This window comes from Paenibacillus sp. LBL (assembly GCF_029893715.1).
Lineage (GTDB): Bacteria > Bacillota > Bacilli > Paenibacillales > Paenibacillaceae > Paenibacillus_AQ > Paenibacillus_AQ glucanolyticus.
Genome location: NZ_JARXYU010000002.1, coordinates 576,720 through 597,403, shown reverse-complemented (window position 1 = coordinate 597,403; position 20,684 = coordinate 576,720). Strand labels below are relative to the sequence as shown.

At 44.5% G+C, this 20,684-nt stretch carries 21 protein-coding genes and 1 riboswitch; of the genes, 10 read left to right on the top strand and 11 right to left on the bottom strand.

Annotated elements, in window-relative coordinates:
- Positions 1 to 164: 164 nt before the first annotated feature.
- Positions 165 to 662, bottom strand: a complete 498-nt coding sequence (locus tag M2277_RS07830; protein WP_280754529.1) for a DUF1579 family protein — start codon at positions 660 to 662, stop codon at positions 165 to 167.
- A 260-nt stretch (positions 663 to 922) separates the two neighbouring features.
- Between M2277_RS07830 and M2277_RS07825 the strand changes: the two genes are divergently transcribed.
- On the top strand, positions 923 to 1,510 hold the full coding sequence (locus tag M2277_RS07825) for a TetR/AcrR family transcriptional regulator (RefSeq protein WP_148247242.1): 588 nt from the start codon (positions 923 to 925) through the stop codon (positions 1,508 to 1,510).
- A 126-nt stretch (positions 1,511 to 1,636) separates the two neighbouring features.
- A complete protein-coding gene (locus M2277_RS07820; protein ID WP_280754528.1) occupies positions 1,637 to 2,515 on the top strand; it encodes a haloalkane dehalogenase in 879 nt (292 codons plus the stop codon).
- A 263-nt stretch (positions 2,516 to 2,778) separates the two neighbouring features.
- On the opposite strand, the gene M2277_RS07815 is transcribed toward M2277_RS07820, so the two are convergent.
- Genes M2277_RS07815 through M2277_RS07800 form a run of 4 tightly spaced genes read right to left on the bottom strand, consistent with a single transcriptional unit; the run spans position 2,779 to position 5,693 of the window.
- Positions 2,779 to 3,504, bottom strand: a complete 726-nt coding sequence (locus M2277_RS07815; RefSeq protein ID WP_280754527.1) for a hypothetical protein — start codon at positions 3,502 to 3,504, stop codon at positions 2,779 to 2,781.
- Entirely contained in the window at positions 3,491 to 4,213 is a 723-nt protein-coding gene (locus M2277_RS07810) for a fluoroquinolone export ABC transporter permease subunit (RefSeq protein WP_280754526.1), read from the bottom strand. Before M2277_RS07810 ends, M2277_RS07815 begins: the two co-directional genes overlap by 14 nt.
- The gene (locus M2277_RS07805) at positions 4,210 to 5,064 is read right to left on the bottom strand and encodes an ABC transporter ATP-binding protein (RefSeq protein WP_006210279.1); all 855 of its coding nucleotides are present in this window, start codon (positions 5,062 to 5,064) and stop codon (positions 4,210 to 4,212) included. The genes M2277_RS07810 and M2277_RS07805 overlap by 4 nt, the downstream gene beginning before the upstream one ends.
- Complete coding sequence (locus M2277_RS07800) at positions 5,061 to 5,693, bottom strand: TetR/AcrR family transcriptional regulator (protein WP_280754525.1); 633 nt, start codon at positions 5,691 to 5,693, stop codon at positions 5,061 to 5,063. Before M2277_RS07800 ends, M2277_RS07805 begins: the two co-directional genes overlap by 4 nt.
- 163 nt (positions 5,694 to 5,856) lie before the next feature.
- On the opposite strand from M2277_RS07800, the gene M2277_RS07795 reads away from it, so the two are divergent.
- The 5 genes from M2277_RS07795 to M2277_RS07775 all read left to right on the top strand — a co-directional run bounded on the left by M2277_RS07795 (position 5,857) and on the right by M2277_RS07775 (position 11,388).
- Positions 5,857 to 7,101, top strand: coding sequence for a cation:proton antiporter (locus M2277_RS07795; protein WP_006210281.1), 1,245 nt, complete (start codon positions 5,857 to 5,859; stop codon positions 7,099 to 7,101).
- 150 nt (positions 7,102 to 7,251) lie between these two features.
- Positions 7,252 to 7,402, top strand: a riboswitch (cyclic di-AMP (ydaO/yuaA leader).
- Between the two features lie 124 nt (positions 7,403 to 7,526).
- Positions 7,527 to 8,207, top strand: a complete 681-nt coding sequence (locus M2277_RS07790; RefSeq protein WP_280754524.1) for a universal stress protein — start codon at positions 7,527 to 7,529, stop codon at positions 8,205 to 8,207.
- An 81-nt stretch (positions 8,208 to 8,288) separates the two neighbouring features.
- On the top strand, positions 8,289 to 9,638 hold the full coding sequence (locus M2277_RS07785) for a TrkH family potassium uptake protein (protein ID WP_040680688.1): 1,350 nt from the start codon (positions 8,289 to 8,291) through the stop codon (positions 9,636 to 9,638).
- A 608-nt stretch (positions 9,639 to 10,246) separates the two neighbouring features.
- A complete protein-coding gene (locus M2277_RS07780; protein WP_006210284.1) occupies positions 10,247 to 10,471 on the top strand; it encodes an SHOCT domain-containing protein in 225 nt (74 codons plus the stop codon).
- A 131-nt stretch (positions 10,472 to 10,602) separates the two neighbouring features.
- The gene (locus tag M2277_RS07775) at positions 10,603 to 11,388 is read left to right on the top strand and encodes a DJ-1/PfpI family protein (RefSeq protein ID WP_063480746.1); all 786 of its coding nucleotides are present in this window, start codon (positions 10,603 to 10,605) and stop codon (positions 11,386 to 11,388) included.
- 131 nt (positions 11,389 to 11,519) lie between these two features.
- Here M2277_RS07775 and M2277_RS07770 read toward each other — a convergent pair whose 3' ends face one another.
- Positions 11,520 to 12,194, bottom strand: a complete 675-nt coding sequence (locus M2277_RS07770; protein WP_280754523.1) for an HXXEE domain-containing protein — start codon at positions 12,192 to 12,194, stop codon at positions 11,520 to 11,522.
- A gap of 124 nt (positions 12,195 to 12,318) precedes the next feature.
- On the opposite strand from M2277_RS07770, the gene M2277_RS07765 reads away from it, so the two are divergent.
- From M2277_RS07765 to arsC, 3 genes are all read left to right on the top strand, one after another.
- A complete protein-coding gene (locus tag M2277_RS07765) occupies positions 12,319 to 12,645 on the top strand; it encodes a metalloregulator ArsR/SmtB family transcription factor (protein ID WP_006210287.1) in 327 nt (108 codons plus the stop codon).
- A gap of 79 nt (positions 12,646 to 12,724) precedes the next feature.
- Entirely contained in the window at positions 12,725 to 14,020 is a 1,296-nt protein-coding gene (locus tag M2277_RS07760; protein ID WP_148247238.1) for an arsenic transporter, read from the top strand.
- Between the two features lie 25 nt (positions 14,021 to 14,045).
- Positions 14,046 to 14,465 (top strand): arsenate reductase (thioredoxin), encoded by a 420-nt coding sequence (gene arsC, locus M2277_RS07755; protein ID WP_036637801.1) that lies wholly within the window; start codon positions 14,046 to 14,048, stop codon positions 14,463 to 14,465.
- 178 nt (positions 14,466 to 14,643) lie between these two features.
- Here arsC and M2277_RS07750 read toward each other — a convergent pair whose 3' ends face one another.
- The 5 genes from M2277_RS07750 to M2277_RS07730 all read right to left on the bottom strand — a co-directional run bounded on the left by M2277_RS07750 (position 14,644) and on the right by M2277_RS07730 (position 20,638).
- On the bottom strand, positions 14,644 to 15,990 hold the full coding sequence (locus tag M2277_RS07750; protein WP_063480742.1) for an FAD-binding oxidoreductase: 1,347 nt from the start codon (positions 15,988 to 15,990) through the stop codon (positions 14,644 to 14,646).
- A 323-nt stretch (positions 15,991 to 16,313) separates the two neighbouring features.
- Positions 16,314 to 16,994, bottom strand: coding sequence for a hypothetical protein (locus tag M2277_RS07745; protein WP_280754522.1), 681 nt, complete (start codon positions 16,992 to 16,994; stop codon positions 16,314 to 16,316).
- Between the two features lie 112 nt (positions 16,995 to 17,106).
- Positions 17,107 to 18,027, bottom strand: a complete 921-nt coding sequence (locus M2277_RS07740) for a protein phosphatase 2C domain-containing protein (RefSeq protein ID WP_280754521.1) — start codon at positions 18,025 to 18,027, stop codon at positions 17,107 to 17,109.
- Between the two features lie 128 nt (positions 18,028 to 18,155).
- Entirely contained in the window at positions 18,156 to 19,502 is a 1,347-nt protein-coding gene (locus M2277_RS07735; protein ID WP_280754591.1) for a lytic polysaccharide monooxygenase, read from the bottom strand.
- A gap of 500 nt (positions 19,503 to 20,002) precedes the next feature.
- Positions 20,003 to 20,638, bottom strand: a complete 636-nt coding sequence (locus M2277_RS07730) for a Vat family streptogramin A O-acetyltransferase (protein ID WP_280754520.1) — start codon at positions 20,636 to 20,638, stop codon at positions 20,003 to 20,005.
- Positions 20,639 to 20,684: the final 46 nt, after the last annotated feature.

The following is a 20,684-nucleotide window of genomic DNA, read 5'->3' as shown; positions in this document are numbered from 1 at the left end:
GTTAACCCTATATGTTCTTGTCGTCTTTCTGTTGGTTCCCTCCCTCCTCTTTCATAACTAAAAAACCACTGAATCATTTTGATCAGTGGTTTTAACAGATATAACGTTGCGATAGAGGCTGCTTTCATTCAAATGCACTTCATGGATAGTAGAGAATTTCTTTACTAGATCACTTTAGTCAACTTGATGTCCATCCATGGTACCCAATTCGTACCTTCGCTTGATAGCTCCCAACTACCTGTTAAGATGTTACTATCTTCGCTAAACATTCCTGTGAATCGCTCCGACTCCCCCCAAATTTTCCAATCACGGTCGAGTAGGTTCGCTTGGTATGCATTGAAATTACCTTGGTTGTCATATGAGTGTGTCGTGTAGTTCTGACTGGAAGCATCATAGCCAATGATCTCAATAGCCTTAACCTTATCTTTTCCCATATAGCCATCGACATGATGAATGAGAAAATAACCCCCGGGCAGCCATTCGTAGGTATCTACTGCTTTCAACAGATCAGCTGCCCCGGATGGACTGGCTTTAATCACACCCTCTGTATTCCATTTCCCTACGAAGACATTCAAGCGTTCCATTGCAGGATCGGGTTTAGACGGATTGTGTGAAGTAAGGGCATTATCATTCTCTGGTTCACGGATATTGTTTGTTGCCATCTTGATTTCTCCTTTCATGAGAACTGCGTCTATCCTAGCATGTAACAAACGTTATGCTTTCTTATGAATTGCTCCTTTTATCCTCCATTTCAACAATGTGATGTAACATAGCCATCTCTTCCGATTCACTGTCCTCTTTAATAGAAGTTGCCTCTCATGATGATTCGATAAAAATCCTATAAAATTCTGTATTGACAATTGTTTACACATAACCTACAATAAAAATGTAAGCAAGCACTTGCATTAAGGAGGGGTGTCTCATGAGTGCTAATCCGACTACAAGCGAAAAGATATTGCTGGCAACCATGGACCTCATGGCAGAAAAAGGCTATGACAGCACAACAACCAAAGAAATCGCGCTAGCTGCTGGAGTGAACGAGGTCACTTTATTTCGGCATTTTGGGACGAAAGAAAAACTGCTTGAGGCCGCCTTCAGCCGGTTCCACTATGGCAATGAGATGACCAGGCTTTTTAACGAGGGTCTTACAGGAAATCTGCATGAGGATCTGCTTACAGTGAGTCGAACGTATCATAACATCATGAACCGAAACAGAAAGCTAATATCAATCGCGCTAAAAGGGAGTAGTACTCTACCCGATTCTGTTCTACAAGAGGCTTCGCGCAATCCGAAGCACTTAAAAAATTTGCTCGCTGATTATCTAACTACAATGTCATCAGAAGGCAAAGTGGTCTCCACAAATCCTGAAATTCAAGCTTTATCGTTCATGTGGATGAATTACGGGGCTTTCATCAGTAGACTACATGCTAAAGAAGCGGTCTCGGAAGATACGCTTGAGGAATTTATTGAAGAAAGTGTAAGTGTATTTACTAAGGCACTTAGCCCTTAGCTATTATTTCACTAAGAACAGCTCCGAAGGAGCTTTTCTTATAACATAAATGAAAGTATGCGCTTGCTTTCATATATGAAAGCATTTATATATATTAAATTTAACAATAGAAAGGTGAGATTCTGAATGATTACACCGTCTTTTCCCTACGAAAAAAAGCGTCAACGCGTACTGGGTCTAGAAATGGCTTACGTTGACGAAGGAAGTGGAGATCCGATTGTCTTCCTGCACGGCAACCCTACCTCCTCTTATCTCTGGCGTGAAATTCTTCCTTATGCCCAAGATTTTGGTCGTTGCATTGCTCCTGATCTCATAGGTATGGGGGATTCAGAGAAAATTCCCCATAGTGGTACCGACTCTTACACCTTTGTAGAGAATCGTCGCTATCTCGATGCCCTGTTGGATCAGATTGGTGTTCACGAACGGGTTACTTTTGTGGTGCACGATTGGGGGTCGGCCCTGGGATTTGATTGGGCTTACCGCCATCCGGAGGCCGTTAAAGGAATCGCCTACATGGAGGGAATCATACAACCTCGTAGTTGGAGCGATCTTCCGGAACGGGGACGGAAAATTTTTCAGGCCTTACGATCGGAGGAAGGTGAACAGATGGTGTTGGAACACAATTCTTTCATCGAGACTAACCTCCCAATCGGCATTCTTCGTAAGTTGACCGAGGAAGAGATGAATGAATATCGTCGGCCATTCTCGCTGCCTGGTGAAGGCCGCCGCCCGACGTTAACCTGGCCGCGACAACTTCCGTTTGATGGAGATCCCGCTGATGTGACGGAGATTGTAACCACGTACGGAGAGTGGTTGGTACAGAGCTCGGTCCCGAAACTCTTCATCAACTGTGATCCAGGCACTATGCCGGTATCTCATGTTGAGTTCTGCCGTACCTGGTCAATGCAAACGGAGATCACCGTCCGTGGACTTCATTATCCTCAGGAAGATTCGCCTCATGAAATTGGCGAAGCACTTGCTGCCTGGTTAAAGGATCTAACATAGTCGTTAAAGACCTTTTAGGTATGGATTAATATTAAATAAACAATTATTCTAGCAGATGCTCGTGCCTACTGCCACATAAACATGGACCGGTTCTATCACACTTATCTGACCGGCAATCGGTCCATGTTCTTGTCTCATCATTTCCGATAAAACTTTACTTCCGGGTATGCAGTACTCGGCCCGTTCAACAACGCACCTTCCATTCCCTTCAAGTGCTTGAATTCTATCATTCAAGCAGGCTGCATTAAACGCCGGAGCACCAGTTAAGATCGCCTGTTTATGAATACAGTTACCATCAGGTACAAGAACACGCCGTGTAAGAGCAAACCACCGGCAAAAAATACAGATGCCAGAAAAGGTTCATTGTGCATGAACAGGTAGGGAATCATAGCAGGCCAATACGTTGGAAGCCAGGCGCCTACCACCTGCCAGGCTCCAGGCACGAAATGGGCCACCACTGGGCCAGCTATGAACAGCCCCCCTAATTTAGACAAGGCCAACCCTTCCACCTTGTTTGTTGAGAAGGCGGCAAGAAACAGCGAAAACATGGGTGCTTCCAACGCCAGCAACAGCAACACAAATACATTGTATGAACGGACTTCTGACAAATTGGAAAAAAACAAATACACAAAAGATAGGACGGTGCACAACAGAAAAGGAAGAGCCATTCTATAAAACAAATAGCCTTTACTCGTTAAAGGTGTAACCGCATAATAAGCAATCATATTCTCGTCCCGCTCGTCGAGCATAAGCAATCCTGTAAGCATTCCCGTCAGCATTGGGATCGTAACAACCAATAACGATGCAGCAAAGCCACGGTACAGCTCCAAGTGAAAGGAATAGTTTACCTCAAGCCAATCAACGGCAACAGGAAAGCCGAATCTCGATAGAAACAGGATCGCTAACGGTCCGATCAACGCTGCCATCAGAACAGGATCCTTCCAAGCATGCCGAAGATCCTTCATAATGAGGAATTTATATTTCTCCATGTACGGCCCCTCCCTCGCCTATCCGCATCAGCACATGTCGAGTATAGGAACGGTATGCCCAGAAGTAAGCAGCAATGTTCCAGAGCGATAAAAGACATACGGAGAATAGAACACTGCCAGCAGATAAGCCGTCACCAGGGGAAACAAGTAAGCGGAGTGTTCCTTCAGTCGGAAGGAACATAAACAGGTCAGTATGCCACAATTGAAGGAAACCAAACAAGGGAAGCACGAGTGGTATCGCGTAGACTTGTGCCATCAGAATAAAGCCGTTAATGGTCCGCTGGCGTGCCGCAATCCCAATCGACAACAAGGTCATGAAGGTTGAGGTTAAGACAATACCTGTAGAAAAAGCAAACGGTGAATCGGGAATGGTACCGGTTGCCATATGAATGACCCATCCTGCCGCAAGAGATAACAGCGACAGCGAGAATGCTTTTGCCAGTAAATAATCCCGTAAGTGTACCGGCGCTACAAACAGCGGGTCGTGAACGCCTTGATCTCTCTCCAGCAGGACCATACCACCTGCCATGATAAGTCCCAGGGCAGCCGGATCGCTGAAGGTTAGCACGATGGCGGCTATCTCCTGATATGTCTCAGGAACGAATCGAAGCAGAATCCAGTAACAGATACATACGAATATATAAACGTAATAAAAGCCATGGCGCCACTGGAAACGTAGATCAAAAAGAAAAAGGGTTAGCCCTCTCATGAAAGCTGCCTCCCTGTCACCTCAATAAAAATTTGTTCAAGGGATGCTTCTTGCGAATGAATAGTCTCAGGTGGGAACTCCTGTATAAGCCTCAGAAATCGGTCATTCCGACCCATATCATCTAGAGGAAATGTAGCCTCTTCTAACTCACTGTCCTTCCGGTATTCAACTCGCACCAGCCTTCTTCCATTCCGGAGTTTCAATTCCCTTGGCGAATCAACCAACTTGATCTCGCCGTCGACGATAAATGCAACCCGATCGCACAACTCTTCTGCTGCTTGCATATTGTGCGTTGTTATGAGAACCGTCTTTCCTGCCGCTTTTTTCGCGAGGATCAATTCCTTTATTCGTTTCGCATTCACGGGGTCCAATCCGGAGGTAGGCTCATCCAGAAAGAGGATATCCGGATCATGCATTAACGCCCTGCAGAAATTCAGCCTCATCTTCATCCCTTTGGAAAGGTGTGAAACCATCATATTGGCTGCATCTGACAAATCAACTTGTTCAAGCAATCTCAATGGATCCTCCGTATTCCCCTTGTAAAGAGATCGAAAAAGTTTTAAATTTTCGAGAACCGAAAATTTGTTGTAGAAGTTAGGAAATTCAAAGGCTACACCGATTCGCTCGTAATATTCCGGACCGATTTCCTTAATTTCGTTTCCCATTACCTTTATGCTCCCACGATATCCCTTCAGAACACCGATCAGCAGCTTCTGCGTTGTGCTTTTACCTGCACCAGACGGGCCGAGAAATCCAAAGATTTCTCCAGACCGTATGACAAAATCAAGTCCCTGCAGGGTCGGCTCTTTACGATTGGGATAAGTGAAATGAAGCCCGCTTACTTCGATCACAATCCCTCACCTCCTTGGGCCCCTTTGGACACTGCGAGCATACCGGCAGATAATAACTCTACCAATAGTTCGATCGTAGCTGTAAATGGTGCTTCTCCAATCTCTTTTCTGTGCAGCGTAAGAAACGCCAAGGATCTGATCATGCCCACGATAGATTCGGGTGCCGTACCCTTCAAAATGCCGGCTTTCTGCCAAGCTGCAATCACTGGCAGGAGCGCATCCTGATCCTCGGTAAAGTTACGGTCCAGCAGTTCCTTCGGTAATTTCCTGAACAACAGCTCCATCTCCCCCCGATCCATCATCTGTCGAAGCAGCGGGCTCTCATCCATCATCCTTAATGAATACAAGAGAAACCGTTTGATGCTATCCTGGCTGCTGACCTGTTCTGGAGGAAATAAGTCTAGAACCGCACTGCGGATTCGATCCTCCTCTTCCAGAATCAGTTCATAATATAATTCCTCTTTCGATCCGAAGAACATGTAAAACGAGCCTTGGGCAATGCCGACCGCCTTCGTTAATTCTTCAACACTCGTTTTACGGAGACCAGACTTTTCGAAATGCTGACGTGCCTCCACCAGCAGTTTTTCTCGAATCCACTTACGTTCTTCGTCAGAGAATTTTTTTGGCATATCGTATTTCACATCCTTAATCAGCATAGGAATGATTCTGTGATTAATTTTATTTTATATTCATAAAATACGCCCTCTTTTTCCCATTTGTCAATATATTTGTTGTTTGGAGGTCATTAAGTTACAATAACTGGAGATTATCTTCTTTAAGGAGGGGGGCTCTATGCATCATTTTAATGAGATATTCGTTCAATTGTTAATTCTACTAGCGGTTTCGATGGGGGTTATCGCGTTAGCCAAAAAAATGAATCAGCCCTACTCTATTGCTCTTGTTATCGTAGGTCTGCTGCTTGGATTGATCCACGTGCCGGTGCTGGATGAAGCCGAATCTTTCATCACCCAATCGAATGTGTTTCAAGCGATCATTATTTCCCTGTTCCTGCCAATCCTTCTCGGGGATGCTACGCTAAAGCTCCCATTCTCGCATCTTCGTGAACAAGGCAAGCCGGTGCTTGCCCTTGCTTTTGGCGGCACCTTGCTCTCTTTTCTTCTTATTGCTCTTGCCATGTACGGGCTTATGGGATTACCTTTAGTCGTTGCATTTACCTTTGCGGCTTTAATGAGCGCCACAGATCCGATCAGTGTCATCTCCATCTTCAAGTCTTTAGGCGTACCGAAGAAAATCGTGACGATTATTGAAGGGGAATCGTTGTTTAATGACGGAATTGCCGTTGTGTTGTTTCAGATCTCCTCCGTTTATTTACTTACATATATGGAAATGGGCTGGGCGGGAGCAGGCAGCGGCCTATTACTCTTTCTCAAGTTCAGTGTCGGCGGTATCGCAGTTGGAGGCTTGCTTGGGTATCTATTCTCACAGCTCATTCGCTTCTATGACGATTATCCGTTGGAGATTGCGTTCTCAATGCTCCTCTTCTTCGGAAGTTTCTTTATCGCCGAGCATTTCCATGTATCCGGTGTGATTGCCGTCGTCGTGGGCGGCTTGATTTTCGGCAGTTACGGAGCGCGCATCGGGATGTCGGAGACGACCAAGATGAACATTAATTCGTTCTGGGACGTCATCACGTTGATTGCAAATTCATTGATATTCCTGATGATCGGTCTCGAAATCAAACATATTAACTTCGCAGACAAATGGGCGTTAATCGGTGCCGCCATTCTGATCGTTCTCATCGGTAGGACTGTGGCCGTCTACGCGAGCCTGTACTTCCTGAGACCCTTCCCTTCATCATGGAAAATGGTTTTGAATTGGGGAGGGTTAAAGGGCAGCTTATCCATCGCACTCGCCTTAAGTTTGCCTTCAACCTTCGCCGGCCGCGACGATATACTCGTGCTCACGTTTAGTGTTGTCCTTTTCTCACTTCTCGTGCAGGGGTTAACCATCAAACCATTGGTTAAGAAGTTTGGATTAGCTAACCCCGTGAAGGAAAAAGACGGTACGGATATGTAAGTAACCTTCGTGTAATCAAATAATAACTTGAAACGAGTATATACAAAACAAAGATTGAATTCTACCTCAACCCATGAATGACATTCATTGCCCATGGCAGACTGTTTACTTTTAGCTTATTTTAGCATAATATTTATTACAATAAATTTTATACGCATTACGCTTAATCCTCTATGAGGAACGGGGGAACCAACAAAAGCTGCTTAAGCTTTAGGGGTGAATTCTTTCTGATGAAGAAGGAACGGGAACTCTCAATCCCGAATCCGACAGCTAACCTCGTCAGCGTCTTGGGAGAGAACACTCTTCTACTTTGACTTGTCCAAAATTCGTACAGCCAAGGTCTGGAAGCAGATATATCTCTGCAACCAGGCCTTTTTAATTTAAGCTAATGTGGTAATTACCGTCTACTGAGGAATAAGAAAGGAATGATTTATCTGCTGAACAACGAAAAAATACTGGTATGCGTGTATTATGGTCCGAACGGCGAACGCCTCATCCGCCGAGGCGGTGAATTAGCCAATCTGCTTCAGTGTCCCCTGTTTGTGTTGAGCGTTATACCCTTACGGGAGAATGAGCTTGATCAGACACAAGAAAGGTATATGGCTGAGTGGCAAATGAAATGCGACGAATATGGGGCAACCTTTATCGTCAAACCAAACAAAGATCGCAAGGCTTCCGAAATCATAGCAGAAACTGCCAAGAACCTTCATACTACCCAACTCATCATCGGGCAGTCTGGACAAACACGATGGCAAGAAATTACGCGCGGGTCGTTTGTCAACGAACTCCTAAACCAGATTGGCGAAACGGATCTGCACATCGTGGCAGTTCAGAGGATGGATGAACAAATTACTGACACCCATGAACGAGGGATTCGAGTCGCCGTTTTCAAAGAGGGTCCTCATTATATAATCGGTAATAAGGAATCCGGGGGCAACCCTGTAGCCAGCGGACTATTTTTCAAAGAGTTGAATACCGATTTTGACACCGGTTTGCTAAAAATAAAAACAGATCAAGAAGTCCAATATCTAAAAATAAGTCACGGAAAAGTAATAGACTCGTCTTTATTCCAAAACAGAGAAATGTATGCCAAGGACGAAGATTAATAAGAAATGGGAGTGGAATTTGTGAGAAGACCCTCTATAAATTCAAACGATCGAAATACACAACATTCCGCTCCTGGCAAAATGGAGTTGTTCATCAACAAGCTTAAGAAAAAGATGAGCCCTCCTCAACTCATCATGCTTGTTTTTTTCACATTGATATTAATCGGAGCCGCATTGCTGGCGCTTCCCCACTCTTCCTCCACCGGAAGTTCAGTTGGTCTGCTGGATGCATTATTTACGGCCACGTCAGCAATATGCGTAAACGGACTCGTTGTCTTGGATACCGGCAGCGTGTTTTCAACTTTTGGACAAGTCATCATTATGATGTTGATCCAAATTGGCGGACTTGGCTTTATGACCTTTGGTGTCATGGTCGCCATTGTTTTGGGGAAAAGGATTGGCTTGAAACAACGGCTCATCATCCAGCAAACCACCTATTCAACTTCGGCACAAGGTTTGGTTAAATTGTCAATGTACATGGTACTTATCGCTTTCGCATTTGAAGCACTGGCAACGATTGTTCTAACACTTCGTTGGCAATCGGATTTTGGATGGGGGCAGGCGGCCTATTACGCCCTTTTCCATTCCGTTTCCGCATTCAACAATGCCGGTTTCGCCCTGTGGTCTGACAGCCTGACACCCTTCGTTGGCGATCCGATCGTCAATATTACGATTGTCCTGTTATTTATCATTGGAGGTCTCGGCTATATCGTCATTGTGGATGTATTCCAAAAACGTTCATGGAAAAAACTTTCGCTTCACTCCAAGGTTGTTCTGGTCGGGACAGGAACGCTGTCCCTGCTCGGTTTTCTATTTATATACTTTATGGAGAGCTGGAATCCGTCAACCTTTGGCCAATTGAGTGGGAGCGAACAAGTACTGGCTGCTTTTTTTCAAGGCATAACGCCACGAAGCTCGGGGTTTAATACGATTGATATCGGCAGTATGCTGGCAGCTTCTCAGTTCTTCATTATTATTCTGATGTTCATTGGTGCTGCTTCCGGAGGGACAGGCGGCGGTATTAAGATCAATACACTTGTTGTACTCATATTAGCTACGATCCAAACCTTTCGCGGGGGTGGTCAAATCCATGCCTTCAAGCGCAAAATAGCAGGCGAAACCGTTATGCGCGCACTGGCCGTTGTCATGAGTTCTCTGGTGGTTGTGCTGGGAGTTTCCCTATTGCTGACCATTTCAGAAGGAATGCTGGAAGAACATTTTTTGGAAGTGCTGTTTGAAGCGACATCCGCTTTCAGCACTACTGGATTGTCGATGGGATTGACAAGCGAATTATCTCCCGTGGGGAAATTCATTGTAACCATAACGATGTTTGCCGGACGGCTGGGTCCCTTGACACTGGCTTACGCATTGGCTCAGAAAAAGCGTTCATCCAAAATTGGCTACGCGGAAGATCATATTTTGATTGGATAAGACGAGATAATAAAAAAGCCGCGAGTGCGGCTTTTTTTAATTATGTTGTGGCTAGTGCAGGTTTATTTCACCATTCAAGCTCACCTTTAATATCATTTCGGATCATCATCAGTTTGTAATTTTGCATTGGTTCCTTTGCATCAAATCGAGTGTTTTGATCTTAGACGTAGGCTTGATATTGTACGGGATCGTATTTGCGTAACAAAGCTAGAATCATTCTGTATTGTTTTTTTCATCTTACACGATCATTCTCCAAACCTTGTTGACTTCATTCATGTTGGAGTTTGCAATATGGTATAGCTCATTATGTATCCCCCCTTTGACTTGGTTAAAGTCATCGATTAATTTCATGCATTTTTATAGGGGTATGATGGTTGGCGAGGAAGTTAAAGAACAAAGGCTGCTCCTTATAATTTCCCAATATTACGAATCGCTCTGTCCCAGTGCTTATACGAGCTTTTGTATTGTGATGATTTGTTTATAATTTTGAGACCTTTCTACATCTTCGTTTGAGATATTTGTTTGTTATGCTTTTATTTGGGAGCACGGATTCTTTGAATTTCGGAAAATCGTCTTCTCACAGAATACTCAATGAAGGAGGTTTCCATATGGGTTTGGAAAATGAAGCTTTCTCATTTTTCCCGTTCGGCGCTTTATTTTGTCTCACGCTGTTTTCTTTCCTAGCGGTTCGTGTATACGCGATTCGTCATCGACAAAAAGGTGATCATCAAAAGCATGACTTTGCTATGATTCTGAAGGAGCGAATGGCCAAAGGCGAAATAGATGAGAAGGAATATCGCATGCTGAAAGATTTTCTGTCTAATAGAGACTAGGAAGATTGCGGGTATCATTGTCGTACCTAGCGCGTCGGGTGACTACACCATCGACATTTACGGCTCTATCGCACTGGGGTTAGTTATCCCAAACATCATCTTTCAAACAAAACGAGAGGAATTGGTATAGGATGAAAAAAATGATTAGCTTACTCATGTCGTTAACGCTTATGTTAAGTCTGTTTGCCCCCGTAGCAAGTGCGAATACAAAAAAGGATCAAGATGCCAAGGACAAAAGTGTACATGTTCAAATCGTACTGTTCGATGGGTTCGATCTGCTGGACGCGTTAGCGCCATATGAAGTATTCGCTGCCGCTGGAATGTACTCCGGAGGGAAAGTCACAGTAGAATTGGTATCCGCAGAAGGCAAGCGTTCGGTTCCGAGCGGTCTGAATGGGCCCTCCCTTGAAGCGCAAGGCGTAATTGACCCCGCTCGTTCTGGAATTATTGTGGTTCCTGGAGCTTCGGGTAAGCCAGCCGGAAAATCAGAAGATTCTATTCCTAATATATTGAAGCAGGCTAAGGATACTGCTTTAACAAGTATGATGAAACAAGCTTTAAATAATAAGGAAGTCACAGTGGTTACCGTGTGTGGAGGTTCATTGGTGCTGGCTATGGGTGGTTTGTTGAAAGACAGATATGCTGTCACCAATCAAATAGGCATGGGTGCACTAGGAGCTCTCGGGGCAATTCCGGTTGATGCAAGAATCGTGGAAGATACTCCTCGCTTGGTGACTGCCGGAGGTGTTACTTCCGGACTTGACGTGGCCTTGTATTTGGTTGAGCGTGAAGTAGGGCCACAGATTGCGAATGCCATCGAAAAGTTATTCGAGTACGAGCGTAGAGGAACAGTATGGCAAGCAACAGGCATTGCGCCGATTCATTTCGAGGCTGATCAGCCAAGACAGGGGCAATAACCGTTCCCGCCCTTATTGTCCATGCCCGAAGGTGAAATACAAGCAAGAGGGTATCTCAAAGGATCTTACATCTTGCGAGATGCCCTCCTTGTTCCGATCTATACATAATGATGAAACAGAAACAGAATGTATTACTTTTTTTGAACCCTCATAGGCTCGCTAAGCCGCTTTACTTTTTCTGACATGCCAAATCGTTCCATCTCTTCTTGCGAGAATGGATACTTTGCCTGTCTGCTTGAAAAAAGCTTGATCGGAAGTGCTACGATTATGACCGCTGCTGCAATCATTGCAATAATGCCAGCAATATAATCCCAGGTACCCGCAAGATCATGGGTCGTAACGTACCAAGTATAATACACCCCTATCGGACCATGCAGAAAAATACTCGCCGCAAGTCCTGGATTATAAAAGCTCTTCAATTTTCTGTTCATTACTATGCCATGCATGAGTATTTGGGAGAATCCAAAGTACATGGTTGCTAATCCTAACCAGATAGCATCTGAAAATATAATCGCAGCCATGTAGAACGGATAAGCTAACACGACGTTTACTACCATGGCAAGCTGGCTATTTTGCGGATATCTGTCGGGCGCTTCCTTCTCACCGTTCATGATGACATTAAAAAAAGCAGGAAAGCCGCCAGGCAGTCCATACTCTTCGAATTGGTGAACCAGCAATGACATAAAACTGAAAATCAGGATTTTTTCAATTTGGCTGACGCCGTCTCCAAAAAAGCCCATGACGAAGGACATGATCACAAATAAGATACCACCTATATAATACCAATTTCTGCTATAAAATTTCATATCCAGTCCCCCTTTTATTGGTTGAATTTATGGAAGCTTCAGCTGCTGTCTCAGTTGATTTTTAACGGATATCCGAATATTATATAAGCATTCACTTATATTTAATGGGCAAGGAGGAGTTGAATTGGAGCAGATCCACGAAATGGTCGAAAAGTTGAAACTGTTAAGCGATGGTACACGTCTCACCATTTTGGCTTTGCTGAAGGACCGGGAGTTTTGCGTATGCGAGCTTGTTGATATCCTGGAGATTTCTCAGCCTGGTGTGAGTCAGCATTTACGGAAGTTAAAATCCCAGGGCCTTGTAAAAGAAGATAAGCGCGGACAGTGGGTGTATTACTCCTTGAATGTAGATGATAAACCCTATATTAAGTCAGTACTCGAATACACACCCGATTCGAGGACTATTTTAAACGTCCTGAATAAGAAAGATATAACTTTCATTTGCAAATGAGTTTTTTGCGCCCTTTATATAAGTACATAGTTATATAATGATCGATGAAATACTGACTTAATCATTAACGGAGGTCGTAATGGTAACTGTTATTTTAGCATGTATTATTTTTTTGATTACCTTAACTCTGGTCATTTGGCAGCCTCGAAATTTATCCATCGGATGGTCAGCTTGTGGCGGTGCTGTCCTTGCGTTGCTTGTAGGAGTAGTTAATATCCAAGACGTCTGGGACGTAACTCAAATGGTCTGGAATGCAACCCTGGCTTTTGTCGCAATTATCATCATTTCTTTAATCTTAGATAAGATTGGATTTTTTGAATGGGCTGCGCTGCATATGGCACGAGCTGCTCGGGAAAGTGGCATCCGTATGTTTGTGTACGTCAGTGTTTTGGGCGCTATCGTAGCTGCATTTTTTGCAAACGATGGAGCAGCGTTGATTCTGACACCCATCGTGTTGGCAATGGTAAGGGCGCTTAATTTCGATGAGAAAAAAGTATTTCCCTTCATCATCGCGAGTGGATTTATCGCGGACACCACCTCACTTCCGCTCGTTGTAAGTAACTTGGTCAATATCGTTTCCGCTGATTTCTTTGGGATCGGGTTCACGGAATACGCCAGTCGTATGATCATACCGAATTTGTTTTCTTTGGTCACCAGCATCTTGGTCCTGTACCTCTTCTTCCGAAAAAGCATCCCGCGGCAATTTGAAGCCACTCGCCTGAAGAAGCCAGCTGATGCCATCAAGGATCCCTTGATGTTCCGTATTTCCTGGTATGTCCTCACGCTTCTATTGTTCGGGTATTTTATTAGCGAGTTTCTTGGTATTCCAGTGTCCGTCATAGCAGGTATCATAGCTTTTATGTTCCTGCTATGTGCTCAAAGGAGCCGCAGCGTCCCAACTCAAGAGGTTCTCAAAGGAGCTCCCTGGTCCATTGTCTTTTTCTCCATTGGCATGTATGTCGTGGTGTATGGACTTCGAAATGCAGGGCTTACAGACCTGCTGGCACAAGTAATACAATCCGTTGCAGATCAAGGATTGTTTGCCGCTACAATGGGTATGGGGTTCATTGCTGCGATTCTGTCATCTATCATGAACAATCTGCCCACTGTTATGATTGATGCGCTCGCTATTGACGCTACCCAGACGTCTGAAGCGATCCGAGAAGCGCTGATATATGCTAACGTAATCGGTTCTGATTTGGGACCAAAAATAACACCTATCGGCTCATTGGCTACCTTGCTATGGCTTCATGTGCTTTCCAACAAAGGGGTTAAGATTTCTTGGGGGACATACTTTAAAACGGGGATGATCCTCACGATCCCGACATTATTTATTACTTTGCTGGGGCTTTATCTGTGGTTAACTGTTCTGTAATTCATATATAAGGAGAAGATCCATCATGGAGAAAAAAACGATATACTTTTTGTGCACAGGTAACTCATGCCGGAGTCAGATCGCAGAAGGGTGGGCAAAAAAACATCTGGGAATTAGCTGGAATGTTTACAGCGCGGGTATCGAAGCACATGGCCTGAATCCGAATGCTGTTCGAGCTATGCATGAGATTGGCATTGACATTTCAGACCAAACCTCCGATATCATCGATCCAGAACTGCTATATAACGCAGATTTGGTTGTGACGCTGTGTGGTGATGCTGCGGATAAATGCCCTGTCACTCCACCGAACGTAAGAAGAGAACATTGGGGGTTTGATGATCCCGCCAAAGCCCAAGGAACAGATGAAGAAAAATGGTCAGTATTCCAGAAGGTTCGGGATGAGATTGGTCATAGAATTCAACGGTTTGCCGAAACGGGTGAATGAACTAGAGATAACAAATAGAACAAGCCGGTGAGCTGAACTGAACCCCAACTGTTAGTGTGTGTCTCTAACAATTGGGGTCAGATCATCCCTAGGGCTTGTTCTTTGCCATCTAAACCATCAATACAAATCGAACCGCTTGAATCTCACTGCCTTAACTCCGATGTTAGCTGCTCTGTCCTTATTTAGCTGGAGGAATGCTCTGCGGATTGTTAAATACATTATTCGGATCGTACTTCGCTTTCACTCTTTTTAATCTGGCGTAGTTCTTTCCATAATAGACTGGCCCTGAACATTTGATGCCTTGGTCCGGAACGTTAATATAGGAACCTACGATGTAAGGCTGCAGTTTCTTCCTGGTGTTCCGAGCTAAGGCGATATTTCTGGCAGCATGGGATGGCTTCACCCATGAGCTGTTCCATTCAACGTAAAATTTGGGTTTTCGCCAATAGAATGCGGTGGCTCGAGGTGCGATACGACTTATGGCCCCGCCCCAGTTCAGGAAGTAGAAGCCGGCTGGCGTGCCCCCTTCAGCTTTTTCTAAGAATTTACGTATGGTTTTGTAAGCTTTATTCGGAAATGGGCGTTTGCCAAAGCCGCTGGAGAACTGGTTACTGAACCTTTGCGTAAGCACTGGATCAGGGGCTAGCAAAAACTTCGTTGCTTCCCTGTACGGCAGGTAACGGATCGTTTTTTGAGTCGGTGTACCGACGCTAAGAATAGGCTCCAACTGACGAAGCGCCTCGCTTTTTGACCCAAGGTAGACCCCCAGCATGCTGACATTCCCGCCTTTTTTGGGACCGACACTTAATTCGCTGCCGAGCTTAGTGCTGGCGTTAGGAGCCCATACCTGCCATTTCTTCACGACTTTCTCGAACTGCTCCCATGGCCAGATGATGCTGAATACGGTAGCATTAGCCGGAGCGCGCAGCACTTTGAATTTGTATTTGGTGTAGACACCGAAGTTGCCGCCGCCACCACCGCGGGAAGCCCAGAGGAGATCGGAATTTTGTTTCTTATTCGCTCGAATGATTCTCCCCTTCGCGTCCACCATTTCGAGTTCGATCAGATTATCGCTGATGAGCCCCGTTGTCCGCTGCAGCGGCCCGATTCCACCGCCCGGCGTAATGCCGCCGATCCCAACGCTCGGACTATCGCCAAATGGCGCCATATAGCCTTGCCGCGCCAGCGTATCCACGATTCTTCCTACCTGGTTCCCTGTCTCCACAACGGCTGTACCGCTCTTTTTGTTCAATTGAATCTTCTTCATCTCGCTAACGTCGATGACAAGTCCTCCATTAACCTGTGAAAGATTGCCCTCCAGGGCATGCCTGCCACTTCTCGGACGTAACGGGACATTATTCTTGCGAGCCCAGCGGATAGCGTTTGCCACATCCTGTGTTTTCTGAGCGAATACGAACACTTTCGGATATCGGTCCGTATGCGGATCCCAGTTCTTGCGGGCTGCTTCATAACCAGGGTCTCCCCTAAAAATCACTCGTCCTGTAAGCTTAACCTCTGATCTCATTTGATTTAACCGACTCCTTATTTGGAATGAGTATGCTCTTTATCATAAAGTTAGGCAGATTCTATATAACGTATGTAAGAACGTGATGTGGCGTATGGGCTGGAGCGGATATGCAGCTTGCGTCAAGAAAAGTTCTTATCGTCCGTCATTTAGACATTCAACTCATGGTGTGAATAACCAAGTTTTGCAAACCATATAAGCAGCCTCTTACGACTCGCTCGGATTCATCAGCATTAAAATTAATGAGCACGAAAAATAGAGCGAATTCATCGCAGTATCAAAAAAAACCAACTCTGAAAAAGAGTTGGTTTTCTGAAATCCATTCAAATCCCTATTTTTTCAAGCTTTTCAAAAACGCCATCCACCCATACTTGGTCATCCCATCGTTTGGGATCTTGAAGTTTTCTGACAGCGGGATGTCCTGTTACAATCGTATCCACACCATCTTTGTTGCCAAAGTATAAATCCACGATTTTTAATGCTTTGTTTTCAGCTTGAACTAACAGCTTGAGGCTCATTCCAGCACCTTGGTTCGAAAAAGGTAACTCCACGAAATACAGGTTGCCATCAAGTTTCTGAAGTTCTGCATGTTTAAATTCATTTTCCAAACCGAAAATGAACCTGACGGCTCCCTTCAATTCCTGCCTTTGTTCCAACTCTAACATGGTATTTGTGTACTCAAGAAGATTCCCGTTCGATATGTAATTGTTAAATGAGACTGTTTGTTGTTCTGCAATAGCACCGGTATATAAATTCACAAAAGCTTTTGCGAATGCGACAACGGTTTCTTTATCATCATCACGAATTTGACTCCCTAGAATTGAAAATTGTTGATTGGCCAGGTCCCCTAAGATCTCTGATGCTGATTTCTCTGGTAGCTCCAAATTTGCTTCCTCACCTGATGGTGTATTCTTCGAGTTCGTAATCTGTACGGATGCAACTGCTAACATAATAACAATTGAGAATAGAAGCAGCCAGAATCTTGATTTCCTATAATTCCACACGCTGTTTAATCCTCCCTTTTACATTTCCCTCTCCAGCTTATAACCTGTTTTCAACAAGTTATCGACCTTGTATTGGCACTAATCCATTCAAATCAGCTGCCGCGGTATTCTTTTAGCTACACTCGTCAGGTTTATCGCTTTGAAAATGAATCACCATTGCGGTCTTGTCATCCGATTTCTTAAATCGGATATGGTTTATACACTCTGGGTCGCTATCTTCAAGTTCCAGTAACTCTTGAGTGTACAGTTTGATACCTTTTGTTAATATTTCATGGGCAACAAAGCTCCAATACGAGTTCTGTTCAGGCACGACACTGCTCGGCAAAAACATCCCGTCGGTCATCAAAATAATATGTTTCAGACCTGTCAGATTAATTTTTCCGTATTCGAGGAAACGCACGGCATTCTTCTCCCCATTGAGGACTCCGTAGCCTCCATCCGTGTTAGACTGATATCTGTTCTTGGTTATTGTATCAATCACGGTTTCATGAAGCTCCTTCTGGGTGTTCAAGCCCCTCGATATTCCTTCCTGCCATTTAGCGAATGCCGGTGCTTCTAAGTGAGAAACTTGTCTCCAAGTTAAAGGGCGTACCTCTCCATTATCATACACGGCCAGATTCATGCAATCCCCCGTCTGTATGAATTCCACGCCATCATCCTGAACATGTAGGATGGACAATGCCGCTCCCCAAAGCTCTTCTTTTTTCTCCAAGTCAATATTTGCAAGTACCATTTGTTCTCTAAGAAGATTATTGACCTCAACTATATGGTCCCTTAGACTTCCAAGTTCAGCAAGAGATTCGAAGTAGTCTCTTAACAGATTCGCTGCAATAAAACCGCCAGTTTCCTTGTTGGTGTTTAAGTAGACTGTCAATGAAGATACTCCATCCACAACTCCGTACACATTTGCTGTGGGATGAGAAATAACGGCATCCTCGTTTAGTAGCCCAACGCCTTTTTGGGTGATAACCTCAAAAGTTACAATCAACTTGTCACTCCGTTCTCCAATCTCATAGTCACACTTCTTATTCATACACTCTATCCATAGTTCAACATGGATGCCGTACTATCCTGCCCGTAAGCAGCTACAACAAAATGGCGGGCAGCATCTCGAACATGCTTTCCCGCCATTTATAGATAGCTCGTATGATATCCCTTATACTAAGGGATTAGTTTCCACACATCAACACCTGGCGCTCCAGGTGTTTCACCTTGCGTCCACCATTTTGCTTCATAGTTGGAGCCGTTATGTGTGACTTTGGTTCCACCTAGATAGGCTGTAGAAGAATTCCAAGCAGGATAAGTGGTTGGAGCTGGGGGTGTACTTGCAGTCAGAACGTTGCTTGCAGCGGATACATTGCCAGCGGCATCAACGGCTTTGACAGTAAATTGATAAAGGGTATCCGGCGTCAAGCCAGTCACAAGATGCTCGATGGTCGCTCCACCCGAGACCGTGGCTACCAGCGTATTGCCTGCAAATATTTGATAGCCTGTCACTCCTACATTATCGGTAGAAGCATCCCACATGAGAGGGATCGTTGTGGATGTTCTGGTTCCCATGACATGAAGATGGCCTGGTGCTGTTGGCGCCTCTGTATCTGGACCCGTCACAGGAAGCGTTGTAAAGGAAACGGCATTGCTCGCGGCGGAGATGTTACCGGCTGCATCAATCGCTTTAACCGTCAAGTTATAGGCAGTATTGGCTGTAAGACCCGTTGCGTTGAAGGTTAATGCACCGTTAGTCGATCCAATTTGGTTGGAGCCGTTGAAAATGCGGTATCCAATTACACCTTTGTTGTCTGTAGAAGCATTCCAAGTAATCATTGCGCTTGTTGTCCCAATATTGGATACTGCAGCTGCTGTAGGGGCAGTAGGTGCGATATTGTCAACGCTACCACCGAAATCAACGTCAATTACATTATAGAAGGCATTTAGCGTGTCCGAAATTTCCCAGACCGCTAGAATGACTTGATATCCGGTACGACTTGGTACGTTACAAGTGTCCGAATAGGTACTGCCAGGCAATTGACCGTTGTAAGGCACCGTACAGAAAGGAGTTAAGTCGAAGGAATCGCGAGTTAACGGTGCATTAGGGTTCCAGTTCTGCTTCGTGATGTAATATTTCCAGCTCGCTGTTGCATGCGGTACTTTAATCTTCCAATTAAATGTGTTTGAACCCGGTGCTATGTTCACTTTGGACCAACGCGTTGCCGACTGCTCGTCAAGCGGAGAGAAATGCTGTACGCCTGCGCTTGCAATTTTCCCATCGGCAGGGCCTCCGGCCGGAAACCCTTTATGAGCTTCCAAGCTATAGGGCTCATAAATAATCAATCCACAGTTTTTATTAACGTTGCTCTCACAGAGTCCTGCACGACTGTTGGTCACATTTCCGTGGGCGGAAGCTTGTTCCGTAAGCAACAGCGACATTGCAAATAAAAGCATGAATATAATTCCGCTAGTAATCAGCATTCTGGACTTATTAACACAAAATAAACGTACTTCAGGCATCATGAATTCCTCCATTATTATATTTTGTTAATCTGAGAGCCCATAGCTGCTTGTAACTCACCTCCTATTTAAAATAAACTTCCAAACCCTCAATCCCTATAAACACTACCGCCTCCTTCATGATCACGAAAATATATATAAACTCGCATGGGAGCTTATATTCGTTCGTTCCACACACAAACTGGGAGAGGTTCGAAGAGTTGGTAAAATCTTCGTTGTTCGAACTCTATAGAATATGCCAAGATGCGTGATTGTGGATGAAATCGAGGATTCTATGAACATGCAGAATGGGGCCATGAAGTATGGATTTAGTTAACCCGACTAAAGATGGAGGACTGTCTTGAGCGCAAATGGAATGTTATCTACGGCTGTCGGTGCTTGGTGCCAAACGCGTAATACAATTAAACCATATTTTTCCTGTATTAGAAAGTATATCTTTACTCCACCGAACAGCAAAGTGGGAAGCCTTATTCTCGACTTCCCACTCTGTTTATAATGAGTTATTTAATTTCCTTGATTTTTGTAAGATCCCCGCTGCATAGGGCTTCAAGATTATCAAAAATTTTACGAGCTGGCCAGTTCCACCATTTAATGGCCAGGAGATCATTGATGAGGTCGTCATCAAATCTTCTCTTAATTATTTTGCAGGGATTCCCGCCTGCAATATGGTAAGGAGGGACATCTTTTGCAACAACATAGTTGGTAGCAATAATTGCTCCATCACCAATATGGACACCTGGCATTACGGTAACATTTTGTCCGATCCACACATCGTTTCCAATTACAGTATCACCTTTAAAGGGCAAATCTTCCAGTGCTGGAGTCGATCTCTCCCAACCATTGCCCATAATGTTGAATGGATAGGTAGTGACACTCTGCATTCTATGATTTGCACCATTCATGACAAATTCAATTCCCTTTGCTATTGCGCAAAATTTTCCGATAATCAGTTTATCTCCAATAAATTCATAGTGATGTGTGACATGCTTTTCAAACTCGTCAGCACCGTTTATGTCGTCATAATACGTGTATTCACCAACAATAATATTGGGACGTGTTACAACGTTTTTAATATAGCATATGCTTTTAATTGCTTCATTAGGGTAGATTGCATGAGGATCAGGCCCATATTGCATATCCATGTCCCTCCTTCGTGTTTTAGTTAATAAGACGATGTTCTAC

What these genes read in the sequence shown, in the direction of transcription:
- M2277_RS07830 (WP_280754529.1), bottom strand. Translation starts at nt 662, where the DNA reads ATGGCAACAAACAATATCCGTGAACCAGAGAATGATAATGCCCTTACT.
- M2277_RS07825 (WP_148247242.1), top strand. Translation starts at nt 923, where the DNA reads ATGAGTGCTAATCCGACTACAAGCGAAAAGATATTGCTGGCAACCATG.
- M2277_RS07820 (WP_280754528.1), top strand. Translation starts at nt 1,637, where the DNA reads ATGATTACACCGTCTTTTCCCTACGAAAAAAAGCGTCAACGCGTACTG.
- M2277_RS07815 (WP_280754527.1), bottom strand. Translation starts at nt 3,504, where the DNA reads ATGGAGAAATATAAATTCCTCATTATGAAGGATCTTCGGCATGCTTGG.
- M2277_RS07810 (WP_280754526.1), bottom strand. Translation starts at nt 4,213, where the DNA reads ATGAGAGGGCTAACCCTTTTTCTTTTTGATCTACGTTTCCAGTGGCGC.
- M2277_RS07800 (WP_280754525.1), bottom strand. Translation starts at nt 5,693, where the DNA reads ATGCCAAAAAAATTCTCTGACGAAGAACGTAAGTGGATTCGAGAAAAA.
- M2277_RS07795 (WP_006210281.1), top strand. Translation starts at nt 5,857, where the DNA reads ATGCATCATTTTAATGAGATATTCGTTCAATTGTTAATTCTACTAGCG.
- M2277_RS07790 (WP_280754524.1), top strand. Translation starts at nt 7,527, where the DNA reads ATGATTTATCTGCTGAACAACGAAAAAATACTGGTATGCGTGTATTAT.
- M2277_RS07785 (WP_040680688.1), top strand. Translation starts at nt 8,289, where the DNA reads ATGGAGTTGTTCATCAACAAGCTTAAGAAAAAGATGAGCCCTCCTCAA.
- M2277_RS07780 (WP_006210284.1), top strand. Translation starts at nt 10,247, where the DNA reads ATGGGTTTGGAAAATGAAGCTTTCTCATTTTTCCCGTTCGGCGCTTTA.
- M2277_RS07775 (WP_063480746.1), top strand. Translation starts at nt 10,603, where the DNA reads ATGAAAAAAATGATTAGCTTACTCATGTCGTTAACGCTTATGTTAAGT.
- M2277_RS07770 (WP_280754523.1), bottom strand. Translation starts at nt 12,194, where the DNA reads ATGAAATTTTATAGCAGAAATTGGTATTATATAGGTGGTATCTTATTT.
- M2277_RS07760 (WP_148247238.1), top strand. Translation starts at nt 12,725, where the DNA reads ATGGTAACTGTTATTTTAGCATGTATTATTTTTTTGATTACCTTAACT.
- arsC (WP_036637801.1), top strand. Translation starts at nt 14,046, where the DNA reads ATGGAGAAAAAAACGATATACTTTTTGTGCACAGGTAACTCATGCCGG.
- M2277_RS07750 (WP_063480742.1), bottom strand. Translation starts at nt 15,990, where the DNA reads ATGAGATCAGAGGTTAAGCTTACAGGACGAGTGATTTTTAGGGGAGAC.
- M2277_RS07740 (WP_280754521.1), bottom strand. Translation starts at nt 18,027, where the DNA reads ATGAATAAGAAGTGTGACTATGAGATTGGAGAACGGAGTGACAAGTTG.
- M2277_RS07735 (WP_280754591.1), bottom strand. Translation starts at nt 19,502, where the DNA reads ATGCCTGAAGTACGTTTATTTTGTGTTAATAAGTCCAGAATGCTGATT.
- M2277_RS07730 (WP_280754520.1), bottom strand. Translation starts at nt 20,638, where the DNA reads ATGCAATATGGGCCTGATCCTCATGCAATCTACCCTAATGAAGCAATT.